The sequence below is a fragment of the Bacillus sp. EKM202B genome (genome assembly GCF_011066025.1).
Lineage (GTDB): Bacteria > Bacillota > Bacilli > Bacillales > Bacillaceae_G > Bacillus_A > Bacillus_A toyonensis.
Genome location: NZ_JAAMNK010000001.1, coordinates 87,227 through 109,343, shown reverse-complemented (window position 1 = coordinate 109,343; position 22,117 = coordinate 87,227). Strand labels below are relative to the sequence as shown.

The following is a 22,117-nucleotide window of genomic DNA, read 5'->3' as shown; positions in this document are numbered from 1 at the left end:
AAGAGGAGTATGAATCCAGATAAGTTTATGCGTCCAATGCCACCTAATGAACAGTCACCATTCTTGGGTAGAGTAGTTGATTTGAAGAAAGGTGAAAATCAGGTCACGGTTAGCATTCCAAACGATATGCTAGAATTTTGCGGTATCAAGGAAGATACAAAAGTTGAAGTTTGGGGACTTCCTGATGGTACGCTGAGTATGCGCATTGCTACTGCATGTGACTTATGTAATAAGGGTGGTAGAGTTTACGAGATTGAGCTTTTCGGTAAAGTAAGTCTTATCTGTGCAGACGATTATTTAAAGTTAACTGGAAAGAGCCCGGCGGCTTCTGATGAAGTGATAATTGAACATGTGGAAGAAGTAGAAAATAGAATGATAGAAGGAGCATTATCTGCAGATCAGTATTAACTAAATACATGTAAACAAGTAGGGCAGCCATGAGCTGTTTTTAATTTGAATAAAATAAGGCTTTTATAACGTAGAGGGGCGATTTCGCTGCTCTTTTTATTTTGAAACGGGGTGATTGCGGTGGAAGGATTACAAGAAGTAAGAAGTGATGTTCAAGAAATAAAGCAAGATATCAAGGACATTCGATTAGAAATTAAAAGTTTAGAAATTCGGACGACAGGTAACGAAAAAGACATTATTAATATCACTAAACAGTTAGATAAGATCGGCGCCAATACTACCTGGATATTACGACTTATTGTGGGCGGAATTATTTTGGCAGCTCTTAATTTCTTCTTGAAAGGAGGTGGTATGTAATGTTTGAAATTACTGTAATGATTGGCATTGTAGTAGGTCTTTCACAAATTGGGAAAACAATTGGATTACAAACAAAATATGTTCCGTTATTGAATTTAACGCTTGGCATTGTGCTAGGCGTTTTATTTTTGGACGGAGATATCAAAACAAATGTATTTCAAGGAATCATCATTGGACTGTCAGCAAGTGGATTATTTGACCACACAAAAATTATGAAAAAGGATGTTGATGCTAAATGAAAAAGACAATAAAACATATTACCTCGTTCCTTACGATTCTAGTACTTGCTGGTTCTTTTGCTACAAGTGCTTTTGCTGATAGAACGCTTATTATTCCTGATTTACCTAAACAACCATACCGTTATGGTGTGGGTGCATATGAGGGCGTTGTAGCTCATTCTACAGCAACTCCAGAGGCTCCAGCTATTAACATTCAAAAATATGAGTCTCGTACATGGAGAAATGCATTTGTTCACTATGCAGTCGATTGGGACGAAACAATCCAAATCGCTGATACAAAGTACATTGCTTATGGCGGTGGACCTGCAGCGAATAAGCGCTTTGTACATGTAGAGTTATGCGAAACAGCGGAATATGCAAAATTTAAGCGTTCTTATGAAAAGTATGTAAAACTTCTAGCGAAAATTTTGAAAGATAACAAGATATCTGTAGAAAAAGGATTATGGACACATAGCGATGTAACGCATCACCTTGGCGGTACAGATCATGAAGATCCAATTGACTACTTAAAGTCTCACGGTGTTTCAGAAGCTCAATTTAGAGCAGATGTGCAACGCGCATATAATAATGCTAATGTAGATGTTTCTGTACCGGACAAGCCATCTAAACCAGCAGAAGTACTGACAGCAGTAACAGAAGGTATCGCCTATATTGAAGGTTACAACGTCAACTTACGTAAAGGACCAGGTACAAGCTATTCTAAGATTCGTCAACTAAACAAACCAGAATCTTATATTGTGTGGGCGGAAAAGGATGGTTGGTTAAATCTCGGTGGAGATCAGTGGATTAAGAACGATTCATCTTATGTGAAGTTTAACAAGAAAAGCACAGTAGATTCTTCTATTGTTGGAAAGCGTGTTGTTTCAAAAGTTAACAACCTACGTTTCTATGATGCTCCATCTTGGCAGGATAAAGACGTGGCTGGTTCTGTAGATGCAGATTTAGGATTTACGATTGATGCGAAGGTAAGTGTAAATGGATCACCACAATATAAAGTTCATAATTCAAAAGGATTAACTTTTTATATTACCGCTAGTGGAGAATATGTAAATGTGAAGTGAAAAAAAGAAGGGACCATTTGTAATACTTAGGTCCCTTTTTCTTATAATATTTTTTACTTAATTATAACAAAGAATATTAAAGTCCCATTTTGTAATACGCATTATGAAGCATGCTTATAACTTCCGCTCTTGTCGCAAAATCACTGCCACGACTTCCATCGTATATACCATACTGCTTACCGTATTTTTGTACATATGAAAATCCGTTACGATATAAACTTGAAATTCCAGTTGCTTGCAGCATCATGGCAGCACATTCATCACGAGTAATCCAGTTAGTTCCGCGCGTACCATCTGAGATCTGCATGTTTTTCACATAACGTTGTGCATAATCATAAGTGTATGCATCACCTGCGCGCTTTTTAGCACGAGTAATTATTAACCACGTATCTTGTCGAGTCGCTAGACTATCGCGCATATCAGAAGTGATATAACCTCTCCCCATAGCCCAACTCATTTGGTTGTCTGCCCAATGTGCAGATGCTTCTTTTGGAGCAAATGTTGCGAAGCCTACTGATAGCGTAACAGCTGCAGCAGCAACAACCATAATTCTTTTAATTTTTTGTAACATCTTTTCCATTCCTCCCCTATGTGTTTGTCACGCGTGTTATATTAAAATTATAAAGTAAATAGATATAATGGAATTTATGATATTCTTTTAGTAATAATTTGTGAAGTTGGTAAGAAAAATGGGATTATATATGAGAAGTGATTTCTTACAAAAGAATAGTTTTATGAACAAAAATTATTATCTGGTTCTATATGCAAATAATTATATATTGATTTTCATCTATATAAATGTTAGTGTAAATATACACCGTTTCTTATTTATCTATGAGTACTGTCTGTAGAACGAATAGAATAATTTGAAAAAAATCCCCTTTTGCACCTATATGCAGAAGGGGATTTTAATATTTATGAGATTTAAAATTTACTTTTAGATAATGCTTTAAGTACTGGCTTTACAAATAAACCTATTAAACGAAAGCCTTTAAATATAGATCGTACAACTTTCAAGGAATGTTCCTCCTAGTTGATGTTAATAAATGTATTATTATATAAAAAATAGAGATATAATAATTTTTCTTCCATTTATCTTGTTCTTTTAAATTCTTCTTTCCCTGCCCTTAGAATCTAGAAAAATAGCATAAAAACTAATTAAAAAAGACAATTATTCTATTTATAAAATTATCCACTAAATTATTACCTTAATTAATCTTTAGAATCCTCATCGCTCATAATATATTCAATATCTTCATCTGTAAATTCATTGTCTTTAAATACTGGATGCCCATTTGGATCGAGTATACCCATTACTTTTTTATCCCTATCAGACACTATTAGTGTATAGTCCTCCATAAGAAAAGGGTTTTTTGGTAAATCCACTAATATTCTCCAAGCTGGTCTTATATCATCGTTGTTTCTATTTTCTTTCTCAATTTTAAATGTATAAGCCTCATCAAAGAAAAGATGGTTGATATCTTCATTAACTACTCCACCTAATTTATTTTTCTTATGATAATGTTTAGCAATTTCTATTGCTTCCTGAGGTTTTAACATCACATCTATAGTAATTTCATTTATTTTCCTATAATGTCTTGAAAAATCTTCTTGCTTTAATCTTATATATTTTTGAAATTCTTCAGTAGACAATTGTTTAAACTCTTCATCAGACATATTTTTATACTTATCTAAAGACATATAAAATTCTCCTTTCTATGAATCTCCTTTTTTGCAGGGTAAAGATGTTGCTAGTTCTGTAGATATGGGATTAGACTTTACTATTGGTGCAAAGGTAAATGTGAATGGTTCGCCACAATACAAAGTACACAATAGCAAGGGCAAAACATACTATGTATCAGCAATTGAAGCCTATGTGTATGTAAAGTAAGAGTTACAAAAGAGACCTCAAATGTCAGGTCTCTTTTGTTGATTATTCTCCATATGTAACTTCTCTTCACTTATTCCAAGCTAGATAACATGCTTCATTGAAATATCCAATCTTAAAGAAAACTGTTTCTTCGAAAAGTTGTCTCCTTTACTAATGCTAAGAATCTAGCAAAATAGTAGTCAAATTCAATTACTTTCACCCATGCTACTTCTTCTTCATATTCCGAAAAAATTAATTTTTAATATCTTTCAAAAAATCTTCTAGAACTCTTTTGACGGGTAAGCTAGCCTTTTCCAATAATTTTTGTGCTGTATCAATTACTCGACTATTGGATACTATCATCTTTTTATGTTCTTCAGAATTGAAAGACCTTAAAGAATCTATCGTAGTCTCAACAACTTCATCACTTTCATCAAGCATATTCAATAGTAATTCCAATCCATTTATTCCTAAATCATCATCAATGCAATAAGCCAGCCTAATTTTCCACTTATCATTTTTATCATTAATACTTTGAAATAATTTTCCCCAATCTTTGTCAGTAAAATCATTCAGCAGTTCTTGAGCATACATAAATCCATCATCATACCAAGAATCTTCTGAACTATTTTCGGATAATATTTCATTTAATTCTTCATACATTTCTTATTCCTCCTTTATTTCTAAAATCCAGATGGTGGTAATGCATTAGCTTTACCTGTCGGATAGGCACTAATAACACTATCTCCTTTCTTTATCACATCTATTTCTACACCATCAATAGTACCTCGATGCCAAGTTGCTCCGTCCCTAGCTCTAGTACTTATTAATTTAGAATTCCCGATATTCTCAACGCATTTTAGTATTTTTGTGTCACTCCACCCATCTGGAAATACTGTACTACTTTTTATTTTAGATAATTTACCATCTGGAAACTGAGTAGTATACTTAATGTTCTTTGTTCCATCTGGATTAATTTTAATTTCCTCTACAACATAGTTATGATGATTATTATTTATTCCAGAAGAATGTCCCCCAATAATCTCATTCTTATTAGGGTTTTTTCTTTGTCCCCACAGAATTTTTTCTTCCATTTCGGGTGTGATTGTGGAATTAGCTCCGCTGGTTTCATTACCATAATTATCCGTTTTTTTAGTTGCATTTCCCTCTTTATCAAGTTTACCATTCTCTTTAACTTTATTAACACGCTCACCAGAAGATGGGGAAGACTCGAATTTTTGAAGAGTATCCTTGGCATTTTGAATCGATTTATCCCAAACCAATCCACCGTGTACAACAGCACCAACACCAGCCGCTGTAGCAACTGCATCTAATGGAAGAACAATTGGTGATGCTAACCCACCACTTCCTACTTCTGCGACGAATGTTAAGAAATTAGCCCCACCTATGACTGAAATACCTTCAAAAATTTCTACAATAGATCCTGCCGTTGATATAACATGTCCAGTGAATCTTCCAGCTTGATAAATTGCTTTGCTTTCTAATTTATCATTATCAGGTGGTGTTAGTCCAATATAGTCTTCAGCTACTGCACTACCAGCGCCTTGTATAAAGTCCAAAGCACCTTCATAAATATCTTCGACACCATGTTTAAACGTATCTAGTAAAGATTCATCTTTTTTTTCACTATTTAATGGACCGCACATTGCTCCATCTTCAATTGAACTACCATTTAAAAGATTGTCGGCCTGACGCTTCCTATCTTCTTCAATCACCTGAATGGAAGTCGTCCATTCCATATTCAACCCTTGTGTGCTAAACGTCCCACTTGCGGGACTAAATCCTTTTCCACTTTGCACTTCAGCGAGTCCGGCTGTGATACTAGCTGCTAATTGAAGAGCAGTGCTGTAGTTATTACTGGATGTATAATTAAATTCATATAAATGTTCTAGTTTTTCTTCAAGTTTTTTTCTCATCGCAACTAAAACAACCACAATTGCTTCTACTCCAGGCATTGGTGTAAGTACCTCTATTGCTTCAATACTTGCAATTGTTTGGTTGATTTCTTGGATTTGTTCTTTTATTTCTTGTTCGATAACATCTGTCGAAGCAACTTTTGCTTGAAATTCATTTGGAAACGCATCGTTTTGACGAATTAATTCTTCACATAAGTATATAATGCCTTGCGCCAAAGGCCGAAATGTTTGGACAAGATAGGCTTTTGCACTGCTATATGTTTGTCCTTGTAACACAGTATCCATTGCAAAAGTGTCAATCGACTGAATCGCTTGTTCCATAGCTTGAATGGTAGCCGTACATACAGCATTCATACTTTGTGTTTGGGCATGTACTTCCCCTAAATACATGTTTAAACTCAAAAATCTCCCCCCTTTTATGTGAACAAGTAAATCATACCAATTAAAGGATATATATGTAAATATGATGCTGTAGTAAACTCAATATCAAAGTAGGACTTTTCCATTTAATTACTACAGTACCGTCGAATTCGTTTTATGGGTACCTGTGAAGAATATGGTATACAAAATAAATTTACAGCTTGTGAAATGATTATATAATAGAAGAAAAAAGAAATATTTATATTGTTATCACCCTGTTGGCGTCAACCTCATGCGCCTAATGGCCACAAAAAACATCTACTTCGTCCCATTCGGCCAAGACGCACCAGAGAAAAAACCGAACTCAATGGTAGCTCGTATGGAGCTACTGGAAGATACAGTATTAGAAGCGCTACAAGGAAAACAATTGCAACCGGTTGTCGTAGAAAAATTCAGATATATGAATTAAAAAACGAAAAAAAACGGACAATTTTTGATGAAACCATCATTCTTACTGTAGAATATGATAAAATTAACGTTATTAAGATTAGAAGGGGTATTGTATACTCCTTCTAATTCTAAGTTATAGAAGGATTGGTATCTAGAAAGGGGCATAGTGATGGAAAAGCAAAAAACTTTTCATGTCGCTGTAGTTGGAGCAACCGGCGCAGTTGGTGAACAAATGTTAAATACTTTAGAGAAACGAGAATTTCCAATCGGGAAATTAACGTTACTTTCATCTAAACGATCTGCAGGTAAGAAACTTGTATTTAAAGGTGAAGAATTTACAGTTCAAGAGGCGACTCCTGAAAGTTTTGAAGGAGTAGATATCGCACTATTTAGTGCTGGTGGATCTGTATCGAAACAATTAGCGCCAGAAGCAGCAAAGCGCGGTGCGATTGTTGTTGATAATACAAGTGCATTCCGTATGACAGAAAACGTGCCACTTGTTGTACCTGAAGTAAATGAAAACGACTTAAAAGAACATAATGGTATTATTGCAAATCCAAACTGTTCTACAATTCAAATGGTAGTAGCTCTTGAGCCAGTTCGTCAGCAATATGGTTTAAAACGAGTAATCGTTTCCACATATCAAGCTGTATCAGGTGCTGGTGCGGCAGCGATTGAAGAACTTCATGAACAATCACAAGCAATTTTAAATGGCGAAGAAGCTAAGGCGAATGTTTTACCTGTATCAGGTGATAAAAAACATTACCAAATTGCTTTTAATGCGATTCCACAGATTGATAAGTTCCAAGATAATGGATTTACATTTGAAGAAATGAAAATGATTAATGAAACGAAAAAAATTATGCATATGCCTGAATTAGAAGTAGCGGCAACATGCGTACGTTTACCAGTTGTATCAGGGCATTCTGAGTCTGTTTACATCGAAGTAGAAAAAGAAGGCGTAACAGTAGCAGAATTAAAGAGCTTACTTGCAAATGCAGAAGGTATTGTTCTGCAAGATAATCCAGAAGAGCAGTTATATCCAATGCCAGCTACTGCAGTAGGTAAAAACGAAGTATTCGTTGGAAGAATCCGTAAAGATTTAAATAACGATAAAGGATTCCATCTTTGGGTCGTATCTGATAACTTATTAAAAGGCGCTGCATGGAATTCTGTTCAAATTGCAGAGCGCTTAGTAAAATTACAATTAGTGTAAACGGCTAAGAGAAGGTGCAAAATATGAAAATAATTGTTCAAAAATTTGGTGGCACATCAGTACGTGATGAAAATGGACGTAAGCATGCGCTTCATCATATAAAAAAATCGTTAGCTGCTGGATATAAAGTAGTTACTGTCGTATCTGCTATGGGCCGTAAAGGTGAACCGTATGCAACGGATACGTTATTAAGTCTTGTAAATCAAGAGGAATCTACTATTTCTAAACGTGAGCAAGATTTATTATTATCATGTGGAGAGTTAATCTCTGCAATTGTTTTCTCTAATATGTTGAATGAGAACGGTATAAAAGCAGCGGCATTAAATGGTGCACAAGCTGGTTTTGTAACAAATGATGACTTTACGAATGCGAAAATCGTTGAAATGAATTGCGATCGTATACATGAAGAATTAGAAAATCTAGATGTAATCGTCGTTACAGGATTCCAAGGGCAAACGAAAAAAGGTGATACGACAACACTTGGACGCGGAGGTAGCGATACTTCAGCTTCAGCATTAGGTGTTGCGCTTCATGCTGAATTTATTGATATCTTCACAGATGTAGAAGGTGTTATGACTGCGGATCCTCGTATTGTAAAAGATGCACGTCATCTTCAAACGGTAACGTATAACGAAATTTGTAATATGGCTTACCAAGGTGCAAAAGTCGTTCATCCACGTGCGGTTGAAATTGCGATGCATGCAAAAGTACCGCTTCGTGTACGTTCTACGTATTCTGATAGCGAAGGTACGCTTATTGCAGCATACGATGGTGCTACAAAAGGGCAGGATGTAGAAGAACGTCCTGTTACAGGTATTGCCCACGTATCAAACGTAACGCAAATTAAAGTACTTGCAAAAGAAACGGCATATGATTTGCAACAACATGTATTTAAAGAAATGGCAAACGAAGGCATTAGTGTTGATTTAATTAACATTTCTCCTACTGGTGTAGCTTACACAGTAAATGATAATGTATCAGCTCGTGCTGTCGAAGTGTTGAAACAACTTGGATATGAGCCAATTGTGACAGAGCATTGTGCCAAAGTATCTATCGTTGGAGCTGGAATGGCAGGAATCCCAGGGGTTACTGCGAAAATCGTTACAGCTTTAGCAGAAAAAGGTATTCAAATTCTGCAATCGGCAGATAGTCATACGACAATTTGGGTTCTTGTAAAAGAAACTGATTTAGTGGAGGCTGTAAATGCATTACATAGTGCGTTTGAGCTTTCAAAAGAAAAGCAACTGGAACAATAAGGAGTGAGACCATGATAGATTTTGGGACAATTGCAACTGCGATGGTAACACCGTTTGATATAAACGGGAATATCGATTTTGCAAAGACAACGAAATTGGTAAATTATTTAATTGATAACGGTACAACAGCAATCGTGGTAGGAGGAACGACAGGTGAATCTCCTACATTAACTTCAGAAGAAAAAGTAGCGTTATATCGCCATGTCGTATCTGTTGTCGATAAAAGGGTGCCCGTAATCGCTGGAACAGGTAGCAATAATACACATGCCTCTGTTGACTTAACTAAAAAGGCAACAGAAGTTGGTGTTGATGCAGTTATGCTAGTAGCGCCGTATTATAACAAACCGAGTCAAGAAGGAATGTATCAGCACTTTAAAACGATTGCTGAAAGCACGCCACTTCCGGTTATGCTATATAACGTTCCAGGACGATCTATTGTACAAATCTCCGTTGATACAGTTGTTCGTTTATCAGAAATAGAAAACATTGTTGCGATTAAAGATGCAGGCGGCGATGTACTAACAATGACAGCAATCATTGAAAAAACAGCGGACGACTTTGCAGTATACAGCGGTGATGACGGTTTAACGTTACCGGCTATGGCGGTTGGAGCGAAAGGTATCGTTTCAGTAGCATCTCATGTTATCGGAGATGAAATGCAAGAAATGATTACAGCATTCCAAGCGGGAGAGTTTAAGAAGGCGCAAAAATTACATCAATTACTTGTAAGAGTAACGGATTCATTATTTATGGCGCCAAGCCCAACGCCAGTAAAAACAGCGTTACAAATGGTTGGATTAGATGTAGGTTCTGTACGTTTACCGCTTCTTCCATTAACAGAAGAAGAAAGAGTAACGTTACAATCTGTAATGCAATCTATTCCTCGTTAATAAGAAATGACCTAGTGTGAAACTAGGTCATTTTTATTTAGATTAAATATACGTGAGTGGTAAAAACAGCATAGTTAATGAGGTGTAATAAGAAGGGGACGGCATAATATTGGTTAGAAATTGATTATAGAGATCATGTGTTTTTAGTGAATAGTGCTTTATATTTATATACAGAACACACATGTATATTTTTCCATTAATATCTTATATAAGTAGAAAAAATAATAGGTAGTATGTGGAAAAAAACCTCGCAAATTACAACCTCAATTTAGCTTCTTATATAGTCTTTCATATAATTTAACTTGTGTTCTATTTCTTGTATCAGGTATAATATGGCTAAGTAGCTTAGTACGGGTATGCTTAGCAAAATTGGAAGAAATTATAATTTAATTAAATTTTCATATCATATCGAATAAGATATTTGATTTATATAATGAAAGAGAGGTGAAACCTGGTTTAAAAAATATACAAGGACATGATATCGCATAACGGTAAGGACATTCGTCTTGGACGGTGAATATATGGTGGTTGTAGAGTTTCCCCTGGTGTCTCTACAATTTTAGTGAAATCAGTGTTTGCAAGATTTTTAAACCAGGCAACAACATGAAGAGAAAAGAGAATGAGTCTGTTAAAGTATTTGCTCTTGGTGGAGTAGGTGAAATCGGGAAAAACATGTACTGTGTTGAAATTGATTCTGAAATCTTTATTGTAGATGCAGGATTAATGTTCCCAGGAGATGAAATGTTTGGGATTGATATCGTTATTCCTGATATTACATACTTAGTGGAAAATCAAGAGCGAGTAAAAGGTTTATTTATTACTCACGGTCATGAAGATCATATTGGTGGAATTGTTTATGTACTTCGTAAATTATCTATTCCAGTGTATGCAACGAAATTAACGGTAGGACTTATACAAGAAAAACTTGGTGAAGCGGGCATGTTAGGCCGTGTGGACTTAAAAACAATCGATTCAAATTCAACAGTAGAGTTTAATACTACAACAGTGTCATTCTTTGGAACGACACATAGTATTCCGGATTCTGTTGGTGTTTGTTTCCATACATCAAAAGGTGCTGTAGTGTATACAGGAGACTTTAAATTTGATCAAACTCCAATTGGAAATAATGGAGCAGATCTTGGGAAAATGGCACAAATCGGAAATGAAGGCGTACTTTGCTTATTATCTGATAGTACAAACGCTGAGCGTCCAGGCTATACAGGTTCGGAAAAAGAAGTTGGTGTAGAAATTTCTAAAGTGTTCTACGGTGCAGAAGGTCGTATTATCGTTGCTTCATTTGCATCGAACGTACATCGTATTCAACAAGTATTTGACGCGGCTGCCGAAACAGGAAGAAAAGTAGCGGTAGTAGGACGTAGTATGGTGAAAGTAGTAGACATTGCAAGACGTCTTGGTTATTTAGATGTTCCAGAAGGTATGGTTATTTCATTACAAGAAGTAGACAACTTCCCAGAGAAAAAGGTAGCTATTTTAACGACAGGTAGTCAAGGGGAACCGATGGCAGCACTTTCTAGAATGGCGAAGCAAGCTCATAAACAAATTTCAATTCGTAAAGGTGATACTGTTATTATTGCAGCTTCTCCAATTCCGGGGAATGAAATATCTGTATCGAAAATTATTGATTTGTTATTTAGAGCTGGAGCTGAAGTTATTTATTACGGTGAAAGAAAAGTTCACGTTTCAGGTCATGGTAGTCAAGAAGAATTAAAACTAATGTTAAATTTAATGAAACCTAAGTATTTTGTACCCGTACATGGTGAGTTTCGTATGCAAAAAGCACATGCATATTTAGCTGAAGATGTAGGTATTACAAGAGAAAATATTTTTATCGTAGAAAAAGGCGATGTAATTGCTTTTGGTGATAATGAAGCAAACTTAGTTGGTAAAGTGCAAGCTGGTAATGTCTTAATTGATGGATTAGGTGTAGGTGACGTTGGTAATATCGTTCTTCGAGATAGAAAGATGTTATCTCAAGATGGAATATTAGTAGTTGTTGTAACACTTGGTAAAGATGAAAAGAAAATTATCTCTGGTCCAGAAATCATTTCACGTGGTTTTGTATATGTTCGTGAATCAGAAGCATTAATTGAGCGATCTACAGAGATTGTACGCATGATTGTTGAGCAATCAATTAAAGAATATTCAATTGAATGGTCTATGTTAAAACAAAATATTCGTGAATTATTAGGGCAGTTCTTGTACGAAGAGACAAAGAGAAAACCTATGATTTTACCGATTATTATGGAAGTGTAAAAAAGATCACCTTTACGGGTGATCTTTTTTCTTTTTAAACCCTATCGAATGAAATTTATAACTTAAGAAATAATAGTTATATACGAGTGAAAGGGGATGCGATATGACAGAACGTGATCGTTATACAAATGAAGAAAAAGAAGCTGGGCCGAAAGAAGTTCCGAAAGAAGCTTCAATAGTGGAGAAAATTCAACAGCTTGGACAAACGAATGTGCCGCAAATGAATGAATCACGTATTCATTGTTTAACAATCATTGGACAGGTGGAAGGTCATGTTCAGTTGCCACCGCAAAATAAAACAACAAAATATGAGCACATTATCCCGCAAATTGTTGCGATTGAGCAAAATCCGAAAATTGAAGGTTTGCTTTTAATATTAAACACAGTTGGAGGAGACGTTGAAGCAGGGCTAGCGATTTCTGAGATGGTAGCTTCGCTTTCGAAACCGACGGTATCTCTTGTTTTAGGCGGAGGGCATTCGATTGGTGTACCAATTGCAGTTTCGACTGATTATTCATTTATTGCAGAAACAGCGACGATGACGATTCACCCAATTCGTTTAACCGGTCTTGTTATAGGTGTGCCGCAAACATTCGAGTATTTGGATAAAATGCAAGAAAGAGTCATTCGATTTGTGACGAAACATTCGAAAGTAACGGAAGATCGTTTTAAAGAACTTATGTTTGCGAAAGGGAATTTGACTCGAGATATTGGGACGAATGTAATTGGTGGAGATGCAGTGAAGTATGGTCTTATTGATGATGTGGGTGGCATTGGGAGTGCACTTCAAAAACTAAACGAATTAATAGAGGCTCGCGCAGATGATAATGCAGAAGGAACGATGCTACAATGATTCTATATACAATTATGCCAGAGCAACTTGTATACCCTGCCGATTATTCGCAATGTGAAAGTCAAAAAGTTGTAAATATACATGGTGTTGAATTGATGGTTTCTGAAGAGGAACATGGGTGTTATTCTATTGTGCGTGTGTTAAGTACGAATCCATTTCACTACTTAGAGTATGAGCCTGGTCAGAAAATAACCTTTTAGCAAAAAGAAGGATTTTGTTCAGAAGCTATGGTATAATATAAAAAACAAGACGGTTGAGCAGCCATGAGTAGGGGGCTGCTTTCTTCTGTTTATTTAACATTTTACAAGAAGTGTAAAAATAGAAGAGATAAAGACCTGAAAGAATAGAGAAAACAGACATATAAGTAGAGTTTTTTTAGAGGTTGTCCTTATTTATATGTAGAACACGAGGTGAAGAAATGGCAAAACAAAAGCAAAGAGGGACGAAGGCAAAGGCAAGACGTACGATAAAGCCAACTCTATATTATGAAATCGTCGGTTTGGCTCTTTTTGCACTTTCAATCATTACGATTTTACAGCTAGGCGTTGTAGGGAAATCGTTTGTGTTATTTTTTCGCTTCTTCTTTGGTGAGTGGTACATAATTGGTGTGTTAGGTGTAATAGCTTTATCGGTTTCGTTTGTTATAAAACGTGGATGGCCGAACCTTTTAAATAAACGGTTAATCGGTTTTTATTTAATTGTATTGGCGATATTAATGTTCAGTCATATTACATTATTTAACCTTCTTACGAAAGATGGAGCAGTGCAAAATACTTCTGTTATTGTGAGTACGAAAGATAACTTCTTTCTTGAAATGAAAAAAGGGCCAGATAGCGTTCACTTAGGCGGTGGGATGTTTGGTGCGCTCATGTTCGCAACATGTTACTTCTTATTTGATGAAGTAGGAGCCTATATCATTGGAATTATTTTAGTTATTCTTGGAATACTTTGTATAACAAATAAGCATATTGGAGAAGTTCTTGCCCCGGTGGGTAGAATTCTTAGAAGTCAATTTCAAGTTATGCAAGGGGATTATAAAGATTGGCGATCAAAAAGGATTGCTGAACAAACAGAAAAGAAAAAAACAACAAGAAGTTCAAGACACGCACGTGCTGTGGAGCAAGAAGAAGTGATTGAGCCGATGGAAGAGATGCAAATTGATCCCCCCATTATTTCAAATTTCACTGAGAATTATCCTGTAAATGAAGAAGAGGATAAACGGATGGAAGAAGAACATGTAACAGATCCAATTACTTCACCGTTTATTGAAGAAGCTCCACCTATTGAAGAGCCTAAGAAAAAGCGTGGAGAAAAAATTGTGGAATCTTTAGAGGCGGAAACAAGTGCCCCACCGATGCAATTTTCAAATGTTGAAAATAAAGATTATAAGCTTCCTTCGCTTGATATATTAAAGTTCCCAAAAAATAAGCAAGTTACAAATGAAAATGCGGAAATTTATGAAAATGCTCGTAAATTGGAACGTACATTCCAAAGTTTTGGTGTGAAAGCGAAAGTGACAAAAGTACACAGAGGTCCTGCAGTTACGAAGTATGAAGTGTATCCTGATATGGGAGTAAAGGTGAGTAAAATTGTTAGTTTAAGTGATGATTTAGCGCTTGCTTTAGCTGCGAAAGACATTCGTATTGAAGCGCCTATTCCCGGGAAATCAGCTGTAGGGATTGAAGTTCCGAACTCAGAAGTTTCTATGGTAACACTTAGGGAAGTGCTGGACTCTAAGGCTAATAATCATCCAGAAGAGAAGTTGTTAATTGGTCTTGGACGAGATATTACAGGTGAAGCTGTATTGGCCCGTTTAAATAAAATGCCCCATTTACTAGTAGCCGGTGCGACAGGTAGTGGGAAAAGTGTGTGTATTAACGGGATTATAGTTAGTATTTTAATGCGTGCAAAACCGCATGAAGTAAAATTAATGATGATCGATCCGAAAATGGTAGAGTTAAATGTATATAATGGTGTGCCCCATTTATTAACACCAGTTGTAACTGATCCGAAAAAAGCATCGCAAGCTTTGAAAAAGGTTGTAAGTGAGATGGAACGCCGTTATGAGTTGTTTGCTCATAGTGGTACGCGGAATATTGAAGGGTATAACGATTATATTAAAGCGCATAATAATCAATCGGAAGCGAAACAACCTGAATTACCGTATATTGTAGTAATTGTGGATGAGTTAGCAGATTTAATGATGGTTGCTTCGTCGGATGTAGAGGATGCGATAATGCGCTTGGCACAAATGGCTCGTGCGGCTGGTATTCATTTAATTATTGCAACGCAGCGCCCATCGGTTGACGTTATTACAGGTGTTATTAAAGCGAATATTCCATCACGTATTGCATTCGCTGTATCTTCTCAAACGGATTCTCGTACAATTCTTGATGGTGGTGGCGCAGAGAAGCTGCTAGGTCGTGGAGATATGCTATTTATACCAATTGGTGCATCAAAGCCTGTTCGTGTACAAGGTGCATTTTTATCAGATGATGAAGTTGAGAGAGTTGTAGAATATGTTATTGGGCAGCAAAAAGCACAATATCAAGAGGATATGATTCCACAAGATGTCCCTGAGACAAAGCAGCAAGTTGAAGATGAATTATACGATGAAGCAGTTCAGCTCGTAGTGGAAATGCAAACAGCGTCTGTTTCTATGTTGCAACGTAGATTTAGAGTAGGTTATACGCGAGCTGCTCGTCTAATTGATGCAATGGAAATGAACGGTGTAGTAGGTCCATATGAGGGTAGTAAACCGAGAGAAGTGCTCATTAATGATGTACAAGAAAAAAGTTCTTAAAAAAAGCCTAATTGTTTTTGCAATTAGGCTTTTTTATATACTGTTTTTGTTATATACTATATTCAACAAGAAAGAAAGGGCTTACATTCAAGTCGATTCTTTAGAATACGAATGCTATGAGTGTGCCTTTTTATAAATGTTCGATATTCATTGTAGAAAAATGTTAAATTTTGTTGACACGTATGAGAGCAAGTGGTAAGATTACTTCGAAAAGAATCACTGCCTCATATAATCTTGGAGATAAGGTCCATAAGTTTCTACCTGGCAACCATGAATTGCTAGACTATGAGGGGAAAAGTGTGTAACAAAGGATGTAAGGGATCTTTGTGCCGAACTTTTTCTCGAAAAGAGGAATGTTTATGGTGCAAAGTTTTTTTTATGCAGTAAAGAGTGAAAATTTTATCTAAAAAAATTATTAATATTTATTCGACAATTGTGTTTATTTTTAGTGATTAGTCATGTTTACTATGTTGTAAGTTGAAAAAAGAGAAAAGAAGTCTTACATCAGAGGTCGAATAATTGAAATGCGGGGGAGTCTTATGTCAGTAAAATCCGATAGTCGTCACCTATATTTACGGGTGATTGATCACATCAAAGAAAAAATTAAAGATGGGGCTTACAAAGAAAGACAAAAGCTGCCATCAGAGTTTGATTTAGCGAAAGAACTTGGCGTAAGTAGAGCTACTTTAAGGGAAGCATTGCGTATTTTAGAAGAAGAAAATGTTGTCATTCGTAGACATGGTGTAGGGACGTTTGTAAATGCAAAGCCATTATTTTCTTCTGGAATAGAACAACTTTCTAGTATTACAGATATGATTTCTAGTGTGGGGAAAACACCAGGAACAATCTTTTTATCATCATCTACAACAACTTTAACCGAAGAAGAAAAAGAGAAGTTTAATAGTGAAGATGGTTTTAATGCAGTGATGATTGAGCGTGTGCGTACAGCGGATGGGGAACCTGTTGTATATTGCATTGATAAACTTGCAAAAGAAATATTGCCGGATTTATCGGGCTACAATGAAGAATCATTACTTACAGTGATACATAATAACACGCATAAGCGCATAACGTATGCGGTTGCTCATATTGAGCCGATTGGTTACCATCCGAAAATCTCACCGATTTTAGAATGTGAGCCTGAAACAGCACTGCTTGTATTAAAACAAATGCACTATGATCAAAATGATGAGCCAATCTTATATTCTATTAATTACTTTAGAGCTGATAAGTTTAGCTTCCACGTATTAAGAAAACGTATGTAAGTAAGTTCCTTTTTAGGGAGGTGACAGCAAGAAGTAAGGGACAGCAGCGTAAGAAGAAATATATATCATTTTAGGAGGGGTTTCTAGTATGAAGAAAAAAGCAGGTCTTTTATTATCATTAACATTAGCAGCAAGTACAGTTTTAGGTGCATGTGGTAACTCGGATAAAGCGAGCAGTGACAAGAAAGACAGTAAAGACAATAAAGATTTCAAAGTCGGTATGGTAACAGATGTTGGAGGCGTTGATGATAAATCATTCAACCAATCTTCTTGGGAAGGGCTAAAAAAGTTTGGTAAAGATAACGATTTAAAGGAAAAGACAAATTATCGTTACCTACAGTCTGAAAAAGAAGCAGATTATATTCCGAACTTAAAGAAATTTTCAAAAGATAAGTATGATTTATCTTTCGGAATTGGTTATAAATTAGAAGGTGCAATTAAAGAAGTAGCAAAAGAATCTCCAAAACAACAATTCGCAATCGTTGATACTGTTGTAGATGCACCAAACGTAACAAGCATTACATTTAAAGATCATGAAGGCTCATTCCTTGTAGGTGCGGTAGCAGCTATGTCAACGAAATCGAATAAAGTAGGATTTGTTGGTGGAATGAAGAGTGATTTAATTAGTAAATTCGAAAATGGATTTAAAGCTGGTGCAAAGGCAGTAAATCCAAATATTGAAATCGTATCTGAATATGCAGAAGCATTTGATAAACCTGAAAAAGGTACAGTTCTTGCTTCAGCAATGTATGGTCAAGGCGTAGATGTAATTTATCATGCTGCTGGTGGTACAGGTAATGGTGTATTCACTGAAGCGAAAAACCGTAAGAAAAAAGGTGAAAACGTTTGGGTAATCGGTGTTGACCGTGACCAAAACCAAGAAGGTATGCCTGAAAATGTAACATTAACTTCAATGGTAAAACGTGTAGATATCGCTGTTGAAAAAGTAGCACAAGAAGCGAAAGACGGTAAATTAAAAGGCGGTAAAATAGAAGCGTTTGGCTTAAAAGATGACGGCGTTGGTATTGCAAAAACAACTGACAACGTGAAAAAAGTTAACCCTGAAATTTTAACAAAAGTAGAAGAGTTTGAAAAGAAAATTACAGATGGTGCAATTAAAGTACCAGCTACAGATAAAGAGTATAAAGAATATGAAGCTTCTCTAAAAAAATAAATAGAGAAATAGCAAAGGTTAGTTCATAGAACTAACCTTTGTATGTATAAAACTTCCGAATTGCTTAATAAGTTAATAGTGTAATAGGGGAATGTTCCCTGTTAAAAGGAGGAACACAATGGAATACGTAATTGAGATGAATAACATTACGAAAGTATTCCCAGGCATTGTAGCGAATGATGATATTACGCTGCAAGTAAAGCAGGGAGAAATACATGCTTTACTTGGAGAAAATGGTGCAGGGAAATCCACATTGATGAATGTACTATTTGGTTTGTACCAGCCAGAACAAGGTGAAATTAAAATTAAAGGAAAAACTGTAAAGATTACAAATCCGAATATAGCAAATGACCTTGGTATTGGAATGGTACATCAGCACTTTATGCTTGTTCATAATTTTACAGTTACAGAGAATATTATTCTCGGAAACGAACCGAAGAAAAAAGGGAAAATTGCTGTTGAGGAAGCTGCTAAAGAAATTCAAAAACTGTCTGAACAATACGGTTTAGCTGTAGATCCATATGCGAAAATACAAGATATTTCTGTCGGTATGCAACAGCGTGTTGAGATTTTAAAAACACTTTACCGCGGGGCAGAAATTTTAATATTTGATGAACCGACAGCTGTGTTAACACCACAAGAAATTCATGAGCTAATTCAAATTATGAAAAAGCTTGTGCAAGAAGGGAAATCTATTGTTCTTATTACACATAAGTTGAAAGAAATTATGGAAGTTTGCGATCGTTGTACGATTATTCGTAAAGGAAAAGGGATTGGAACGGTTGACGTTGCAAATACGGATGAAAATAAACTTGCAGAATTAATGGTCGGACGTCAAGTGAATTTTAAAACAGAAAAAATAGACGCGAAGCCAAAAGAAGAGGTACTTTCAATTGCAAACCTTGTTGTTCACGATGCACGTCAACTACCTGCTGTAAAAGGCCTTGACTTAACTGTTCGTGCGGGGGAAATTGTCGGTATTGCAGGAATTGATGGAAACGGACAAAGTGAATTAATAGAAGCAATTACTGGTTTACGAAAAGTTGAGTCAGGTTCTATTGCAATTAAAGGGAAAGAAATAACAAATTGGCCTGTTAGAAAAATAACAGAAGAAGGAATTGGTCATATTCCAGAAGATCGTCATAAACACGGACTCGTTCTTGATTTTTCTGTTAGAGATAATATAGTTTTGCAAACGTACTATAAAAATCCGTTTTCAAAGAAAGGGATTTTAAATTTCAGCAAAATTACAGAAAAAGCAAAGGCACTTATTGAACAGTTTGATGTACGTACACCTAGTGAGCAAACGTTAGCTCGTGCACTATCTGGGGGAAATCAGCAAAAGGCAATTATTGCACGTGAAGTAGACCGTGATCCAGATTTATTAATTGCAGCACAGCCGACACGTGGTTTAGATGTAGGGGCAATTGAATTTATTCATAAGAGATTAATAGAGCAAAGAGATAAAGGAAAAGGTGTATTACTTTTATCACTAGAGTTAGAGGAAATTTTAAATGTTAGCGATCGAATTGCTGTTATTTATGAAGGAACAATTGTAGCAATAGTTGATGCGAAAGAAACGAATGAACAACAGCTTGGATTGTTAATGGCTGGAGGAACAAAGAAGGAGCAGGTGGGTACAAATGGCTAAAAAACTTTTAACAGAACGAACGATAAATATTTTAGTCCCAGTACTATCCGTTATTTTTGGCTTACTTGTAGGAGCGATTGTAATGCTAGTTAGTGGCTATGACCCAATTGTTGGTTATAGTGCACTTTGGACAGGCATGTTCGGCAGTCCAAGTGCGATTGGTGAAACACTTCGTACAATGATACCGCTTATTCTTGCTGGTTTATCGGTGGCGTTTGCATTTCGTACAGGTTTATTTAATATCGGGGTAGAGGGTCAATTGTTAGTTGGTTGGCTTGCAGCGGTTTGGTTCGGTTATGCAGTCTCGCTACCAGCTGTTCTTCACATTCCATTATCTATTTTATTCGCAGCGTTAGTAGGCGGAATCTGGGGTTTCATCCCTGGATATTTAAAGGGAAAGTTTCAAGTTAATGAAGTTATTGTAACAATTATGATGAACTATATCGCGTTATATGTAACATATGATATTATTAAGCGCTTTTTACACGAGGGTAATGATAAAACGTACGACATTAAAGAGAGTGCGTCATTATCTTCAGACTGGCTTGCATCCATTACTGACGGTTCACGCCTTCACTGGGGAATTATTGTAGCAATTTTAATCGCTATTTTAATGTGGTTCTTATTAGATCGAACAACTTTAGGTTATGAATTAAAGTCAGTAGGATTTAATCAACATGCTTCTCAATATGCAGGGATGAAAGTTTCTCGTAATGTAGTATTTTCCATGACAATTGCTGGTGCGTTCGCAGGGATTGGTGGAGCGATGGAAGGATTAGGAACATTCCAAAGCATGACAGCGATGTCCTCCTTTACAGGGGTAGGGTTTGACGGGATTGCCGTAGCCTTACTTGGAGGAAATAATCCGTTTGGTATTATCCTTTCAGCTTTATTATTTGGTGGTTTGAAAAGTGCTTCCCCTCAAATGAACTTTGAGGCAGATGTGCCATCAGAGCTTATAAACGTAATTATTGCATGTATCATCTTCTTTGTTGCATGTAGTTATGTGTTAAGATGGGCGCTTACACGCATGAGCAAGGAGGGGAAATAAATGAGCTTTTTAGATATATTAGCCATTCTTGTGACGGGTACGTTATATACATCGGCACCTATAATTTTCACAGCACTAGGTGGTGTATTTAGTGAACGATCGGGTGTTGTAAATATCGGATTAGAAGGACTAATGCTATTTGGTGCATTTATTGGAGTTGTTACAAACTTATTAATGGGTGATACTTGGGGAACGATGACTCCGTGGATTGCGTTATTGTTTGCGGCAATTGGTAGTGGTTTATTTGCATTACTTCATGCAGTAGCATCTATTACATTCCGAGCGGATCAAGTTGTAAGTGGTGTAGCAATTAACTTCTTATCTCTTGGTTTAACAGTATTTGCAATTAAGAAGATCTTTGATAAAGGGCAGACTGACTTTATTCAGTACCGTATTGAAAAGATTGATATTCCAGGTCTTTCGGATATTCCGGTTATAGGGAAAATATTCTTTTCAAATGTACCAATAACGTCGTATATTGCGATTGTTTTAGCATTTGTTGTTTGGTATGTTATTTATAAAACACCGTTTGGTCTTCGATTGCGTGCTGTTGGTGAACACCCAATGGCAGCGGATACGATGGGGATTAACGTATATAAAATGCGCTATATCGGCGTTTGTATATCAGGGGTGTTTGCCGGAATTGGTGGGGCGATTTTTGCAATGTCCATTTCTAATAACTTCTCAGGAGCAACTATTACAGGACAAGGTTTCTTAGCTTTAGCTGCTATGATCTTTGGGAAGTGGAATCCGCTAGGCGCACTGGGTGCAGCTCTATTCTTTGGCTTTGCTCAGTCTCTTAGTGTAACGGGTGGAACAATTCCTGTATTAGACCAGATTCCAAGTGTTTTATTAACGATATTACCGTATGTATTCACAATATTAGCACTTGTCGGTTTTGTAGGTCGTTCTGAAGCTCCGAAAGCATTAGGAACTCCTTATGAAAAAGGAAAACGATAAGTAATTTGTAAGTAGAAAAAAGCTCGCACATTAGTGTGAGCT

General features: G+C 36.2%; 20 protein-coding genes, 2 pseudogenes and 1 riboswitch. Of the genes and pseudogenes, 18 read left to right on the top strand and 4 right to left on the bottom strand.

What is annotated here, in order from left to right; translation table 11 throughout:
- The first annotated feature begins 9 nt into the window (after positions 1-9).
- The 4 genes from G9F74_RS00525 (at position 10) to G9F74_RS00510 (ending at position 2,065) form a co-directional block, all read left to right on the top strand.
- Positions 10-408, top strand: coding sequence for a hypothetical protein (locus tag G9F74_RS00525; RefSeq protein ID WP_016108981.1), 399 nt, complete (start codon positions 10-12; stop codon positions 406-408).
- Positions 409-528: 120 nt separating this feature from the next.
- Positions 529-765 carry a hemolysin XhlA family protein gene (locus G9F74_RS00520; protein WP_033668551.1) on the top strand — a complete coding sequence of 79 codons (237 nt, stop codon included), beginning with the start codon at positions 529-531 and terminating at the stop codon, positions 763-765.
- Positions 765-1,004 (top strand): hypothetical protein, encoded by a 240-nt coding sequence (locus G9F74_RS00515; protein ID WP_016108980.1) that lies wholly within the window; start codon positions 765-767, stop codon positions 1,002-1,004. The genes G9F74_RS00520 and G9F74_RS00515 overlap by 1 nt, the downstream gene beginning before the upstream one ends.
- Positions 1,001-2,065, top strand: coding sequence for an N-acetylmuramoyl-L-alanine amidase (locus G9F74_RS00510; protein ID WP_016108979.1), 1,065 nt, complete (start codon positions 1,001-1,003; stop codon positions 2,063-2,065). The genes G9F74_RS00515 and G9F74_RS00510 overlap by 4 nt, the downstream gene beginning before the upstream one ends.
- Before the next feature lie 76 nt (positions 2,066-2,141).
- Here the strand turns inward: G9F74_RS00510 and G9F74_RS00505 are convergent, their stop codons facing one another.
- Both G9F74_RS00505 and G9F74_RS00500 read right to left on the bottom strand, forming a co-directional pair.
- Positions 2,142-2,636, bottom strand: a complete 495-nt coding sequence (locus tag G9F74_RS00505) for a hypothetical protein (RefSeq protein WP_016108978.1) — start codon at positions 2,634-2,636, stop codon at positions 2,142-2,144.
- Between the two features lie 641 nt (positions 2,637-3,277).
- Positions 3,278-3,766 (bottom strand): hypothetical protein, encoded by a 489-nt coding sequence (locus G9F74_RS00500; protein WP_016108977.1) that lies wholly within the window; start codon positions 3,764-3,766, stop codon positions 3,278-3,280.
- 4 nt (positions 3,767-3,770) lie between these two features.
- Here G9F74_RS00500 and G9F74_RS29940 point away from each other — a divergent pair.
- Positions 3,771-3,956: pseudogene (locus G9F74_RS29940) on the top strand (N-acetylmuramoyl-L-alanine amidase); the annotation flags it as partial.
- A gap of 231 nt (positions 3,957-4,187) precedes the next feature.
- Here the strand turns inward: G9F74_RS29940 and G9F74_RS00495 are convergent.
- On the bottom strand, positions 4,188-4,598 hold the full coding sequence (locus G9F74_RS00495) for a hypothetical protein (protein ID WP_000272778.1): 411 nt from the start codon (positions 4,596-4,598) through the stop codon (positions 4,188-4,190).
- 20 nt (positions 4,599-4,618) lie between these two features.
- A complete protein-coding gene (locus G9F74_RS00490; protein WP_016108976.1) occupies positions 4,619-6,274 on the bottom strand; it encodes an EndoU domain-containing protein in 1,656 nt (551 codons plus the stop codon).
- 238 nt (positions 6,275-6,512) lie between these two features.
- Here G9F74_RS00490 and spoVFB point away from each other — a divergent pair.
- The 13 genes and pseudogenes from spoVFB to G9F74_RS00420 form a co-directional block, all read left to right on the top strand.
- Positions 6,513-6,701 (top strand): annotated as a pseudogene (gene spoVFB / locus G9F74_RS00485) (dipicolinate synthase subunit B); the annotation flags it as partial.
- A gap of 150 nt (positions 6,702-6,851) precedes the next feature.
- Positions 6,852-7,898: an aspartate-semialdehyde dehydrogenase gene (gene asd / locus G9F74_RS00480; RefSeq protein WP_000414844.1), complete on the top strand. Its 1,047-nt coding sequence runs from the start codon at positions 6,852-6,854 to the stop codon at positions 7,896-7,898.
- A 23-nt stretch (positions 7,899-7,921) separates the two neighbouring features.
- A complete protein-coding gene (dapG, locus tag G9F74_RS00475) occupies positions 7,922-9,154 on the top strand; it encodes an aspartate kinase (RefSeq protein ID WP_000692465.1) in 1,233 nt (410 codons plus the stop codon).
- Between the two features lie 11 nt (positions 9,155-9,165).
- The gene (dapA, locus tag G9F74_RS00470; RefSeq protein WP_000564769.1) at positions 9,166-10,044 is read left to right on the top strand and encodes a 4-hydroxy-tetrahydrodipicolinate synthase; all 879 of its coding nucleotides are present in this window, start codon (positions 9,166-9,168) and stop codon (positions 10,042-10,044) included.
- A gap of 603 nt (positions 10,045-10,647) precedes the next feature.
- Complete coding sequence (locus G9F74_RS00465; RefSeq protein ID WP_000823093.1) at positions 10,648-12,318, top strand: ribonuclease J; 1,671 nt, start codon at positions 10,648-10,650, stop codon at positions 12,316-12,318.
- A 103-nt stretch (positions 12,319-12,421) separates the two neighbouring features.
- A complete protein-coding gene (gene tepA / locus G9F74_RS00460) occupies positions 12,422-13,171 on the top strand; it encodes a translocation-enhancing protein TepA (RefSeq protein ID WP_000139820.1) in 750 nt (249 codons plus the stop codon).
- The gene (locus G9F74_RS00455; protein ID WP_000605018.1) at positions 13,168-13,371 is read left to right on the top strand and encodes a YlzJ-like family protein; all 204 of its coding nucleotides are present in this window, start codon (positions 13,168-13,170) and stop codon (positions 13,369-13,371) included. Before tepA ends, G9F74_RS00455 begins: the two co-directional genes overlap by 4 nt.
- A 218-nt stretch (positions 13,372-13,589) precedes the next feature.
- The gene (locus G9F74_RS00450; protein WP_001118764.1) at positions 13,590-15,974 is read left to right on the top strand and encodes a DNA translocase FtsK; all 2,385 of its coding nucleotides are present in this window, start codon (positions 13,590-13,592) and stop codon (positions 15,972-15,974) included.
- Between the two features lie 204 nt (positions 15,975-16,178).
- Positions 16,179-16,280: riboswitch (purine riboswitch) on the top strand.
- A 233-nt stretch (positions 16,281-16,513) separates the two neighbouring features.
- Positions 16,514-17,239: a GntR family transcriptional regulator gene (locus G9F74_RS00440; protein WP_000114182.1), complete on the top strand. Its 726-nt coding sequence runs from the start codon at positions 16,514-16,516 to the stop codon at positions 17,237-17,239.
- An 88-nt stretch (positions 17,240-17,327) separates the two neighbouring features.
- Positions 17,328-18,413: a BMP family lipoprotein gene (locus tag G9F74_RS00435; RefSeq protein WP_000725766.1), complete on the top strand. Its 1,086-nt coding sequence runs from the start codon at positions 17,328-17,330 to the stop codon at positions 18,411-18,413.
- A 118-nt stretch (positions 18,414-18,531) separates the two neighbouring features.
- Positions 18,532-20,064, top strand: coding sequence for an ABC transporter ATP-binding protein (locus G9F74_RS00430; RefSeq protein ID WP_000456934.1), 1,533 nt, complete (start codon positions 18,532-18,534; stop codon positions 20,062-20,064).
- Positions 20,057-21,115 (top strand): ABC transporter permease, encoded by a 1,059-nt coding sequence (locus G9F74_RS00425; protein ID WP_001085263.1) that lies wholly within the window; start codon positions 20,057-20,059, stop codon positions 21,113-21,115. The genes G9F74_RS00430 and G9F74_RS00425 overlap by 8 nt, the downstream gene beginning before the upstream one ends.
- Positions 21,116-22,075, top strand: coding sequence for an ABC transporter permease (locus G9F74_RS00420; protein ID WP_000008853.1), 960 nt, complete (start codon positions 21,116-21,118; stop codon positions 22,073-22,075). It abuts the gene before it with no gap.
- Positions 22,076-22,117: the final 42 nt, after the last annotated feature.

Bases quoted from the DNA above. Each gene is read 5' to 3' on its own strand.
- asd (WP_000414844.1), top strand. From the start codon at position 6,852: ATGGAAAAGCAAAAAACTTTTCATGTCGCTGTAGTTGGAGCAACCGGC.
- G9F74_RS00430 (WP_000456934.1), top strand. From the start codon at position 18,532: ATGGAATACGTAATTGAGATGAATAACATTACGAAAGTATTCCCAGGC.
- G9F74_RS00440 (WP_000114182.1), top strand. From the start codon at position 16,514: ATGTCAGTAAAATCCGATAGTCGTCACCTATATTTACGGGTGATTGAT.
- dapG (WP_000692465.1), top strand. From the start codon at position 7,922: ATGAAAATAATTGTTCAAAAATTTGGTGGCACATCAGTACGTGATGAA.
- tepA (WP_000139820.1), top strand. From the start codon at position 12,422: ATGACAGAACGTGATCGTTATACAAATGAAGAAAAAGAAGCTGGGCCG.
- G9F74_RS00450 (WP_001118764.1), top strand. From the start codon at position 13,590: ATGGCAAAACAAAAGCAAAGAGGGACGAAGGCAAAGGCAAGACGTACG.
- G9F74_RS00525 (WP_016108981.1), top strand. From the start codon at position 10: ATGAATCCAGATAAGTTTATGCGTCCAATGCCACCTAATGAACAGTCA.
- G9F74_RS00435 (WP_000725766.1), top strand. From the start codon at position 17,328: ATGAAGAAAAAAGCAGGTCTTTTATTATCATTAACATTAGCAGCAAGT.
- G9F74_RS00495 (WP_000272778.1), bottom strand. From the start codon at position 4,598: ATGTATGAAGAATTAAATGAAATATTATCCGAAAATAGTTCAGAAGAT.
- G9F74_RS00455 (WP_000605018.1), top strand. From the start codon at position 13,168: ATGATTCTATATACAATTATGCCAGAGCAACTTGTATACCCTGCCGAT.
- G9F74_RS00500 (WP_016108977.1), bottom strand. From the start codon at position 3,766: ATGTCTTTAGATAAGTATAAAAATATGTCTGATGAAGAGTTTAAACAA.
- G9F74_RS00465 (WP_000823093.1), top strand. From the start codon at position 10,648: ATGAAGAGAAAAGAGAATGAGTCTGTTAAAGTATTTGCTCTTGGTGGA.
- G9F74_RS00515 (WP_016108980.1), top strand. From the start codon at position 765: ATGTTTGAAATTACTGTAATGATTGGCATTGTAGTAGGTCTTTCACAA.
- dapA (WP_000564769.1), top strand. From the start codon at position 9,166: ATGATAGATTTTGGGACAATTGCAACTGCGATGGTAACACCGTTTGAT.
- G9F74_RS00510 (WP_016108979.1), top strand. From the start codon at position 1,001: ATGAAAAAGACAATAAAACATATTACCTCGTTCCTTACGATTCTAGTA.
- G9F74_RS00420 (WP_000008853.1), top strand. From the start codon at position 21,116: ATGAGCTTTTTAGATATATTAGCCATTCTTGTGACGGGTACGTTATAT.
- G9F74_RS00425 (WP_001085263.1), top strand. From the start codon at position 20,057: ATGGCTAAAAAACTTTTAACAGAACGAACGATAAATATTTTAGTCCCA.
- G9F74_RS00505 (WP_016108978.1), bottom strand. From the start codon at position 2,636: ATGTTACAAAAAATTAAAAGAATTATGGTTGTTGCTGCTGCAGCTGTT.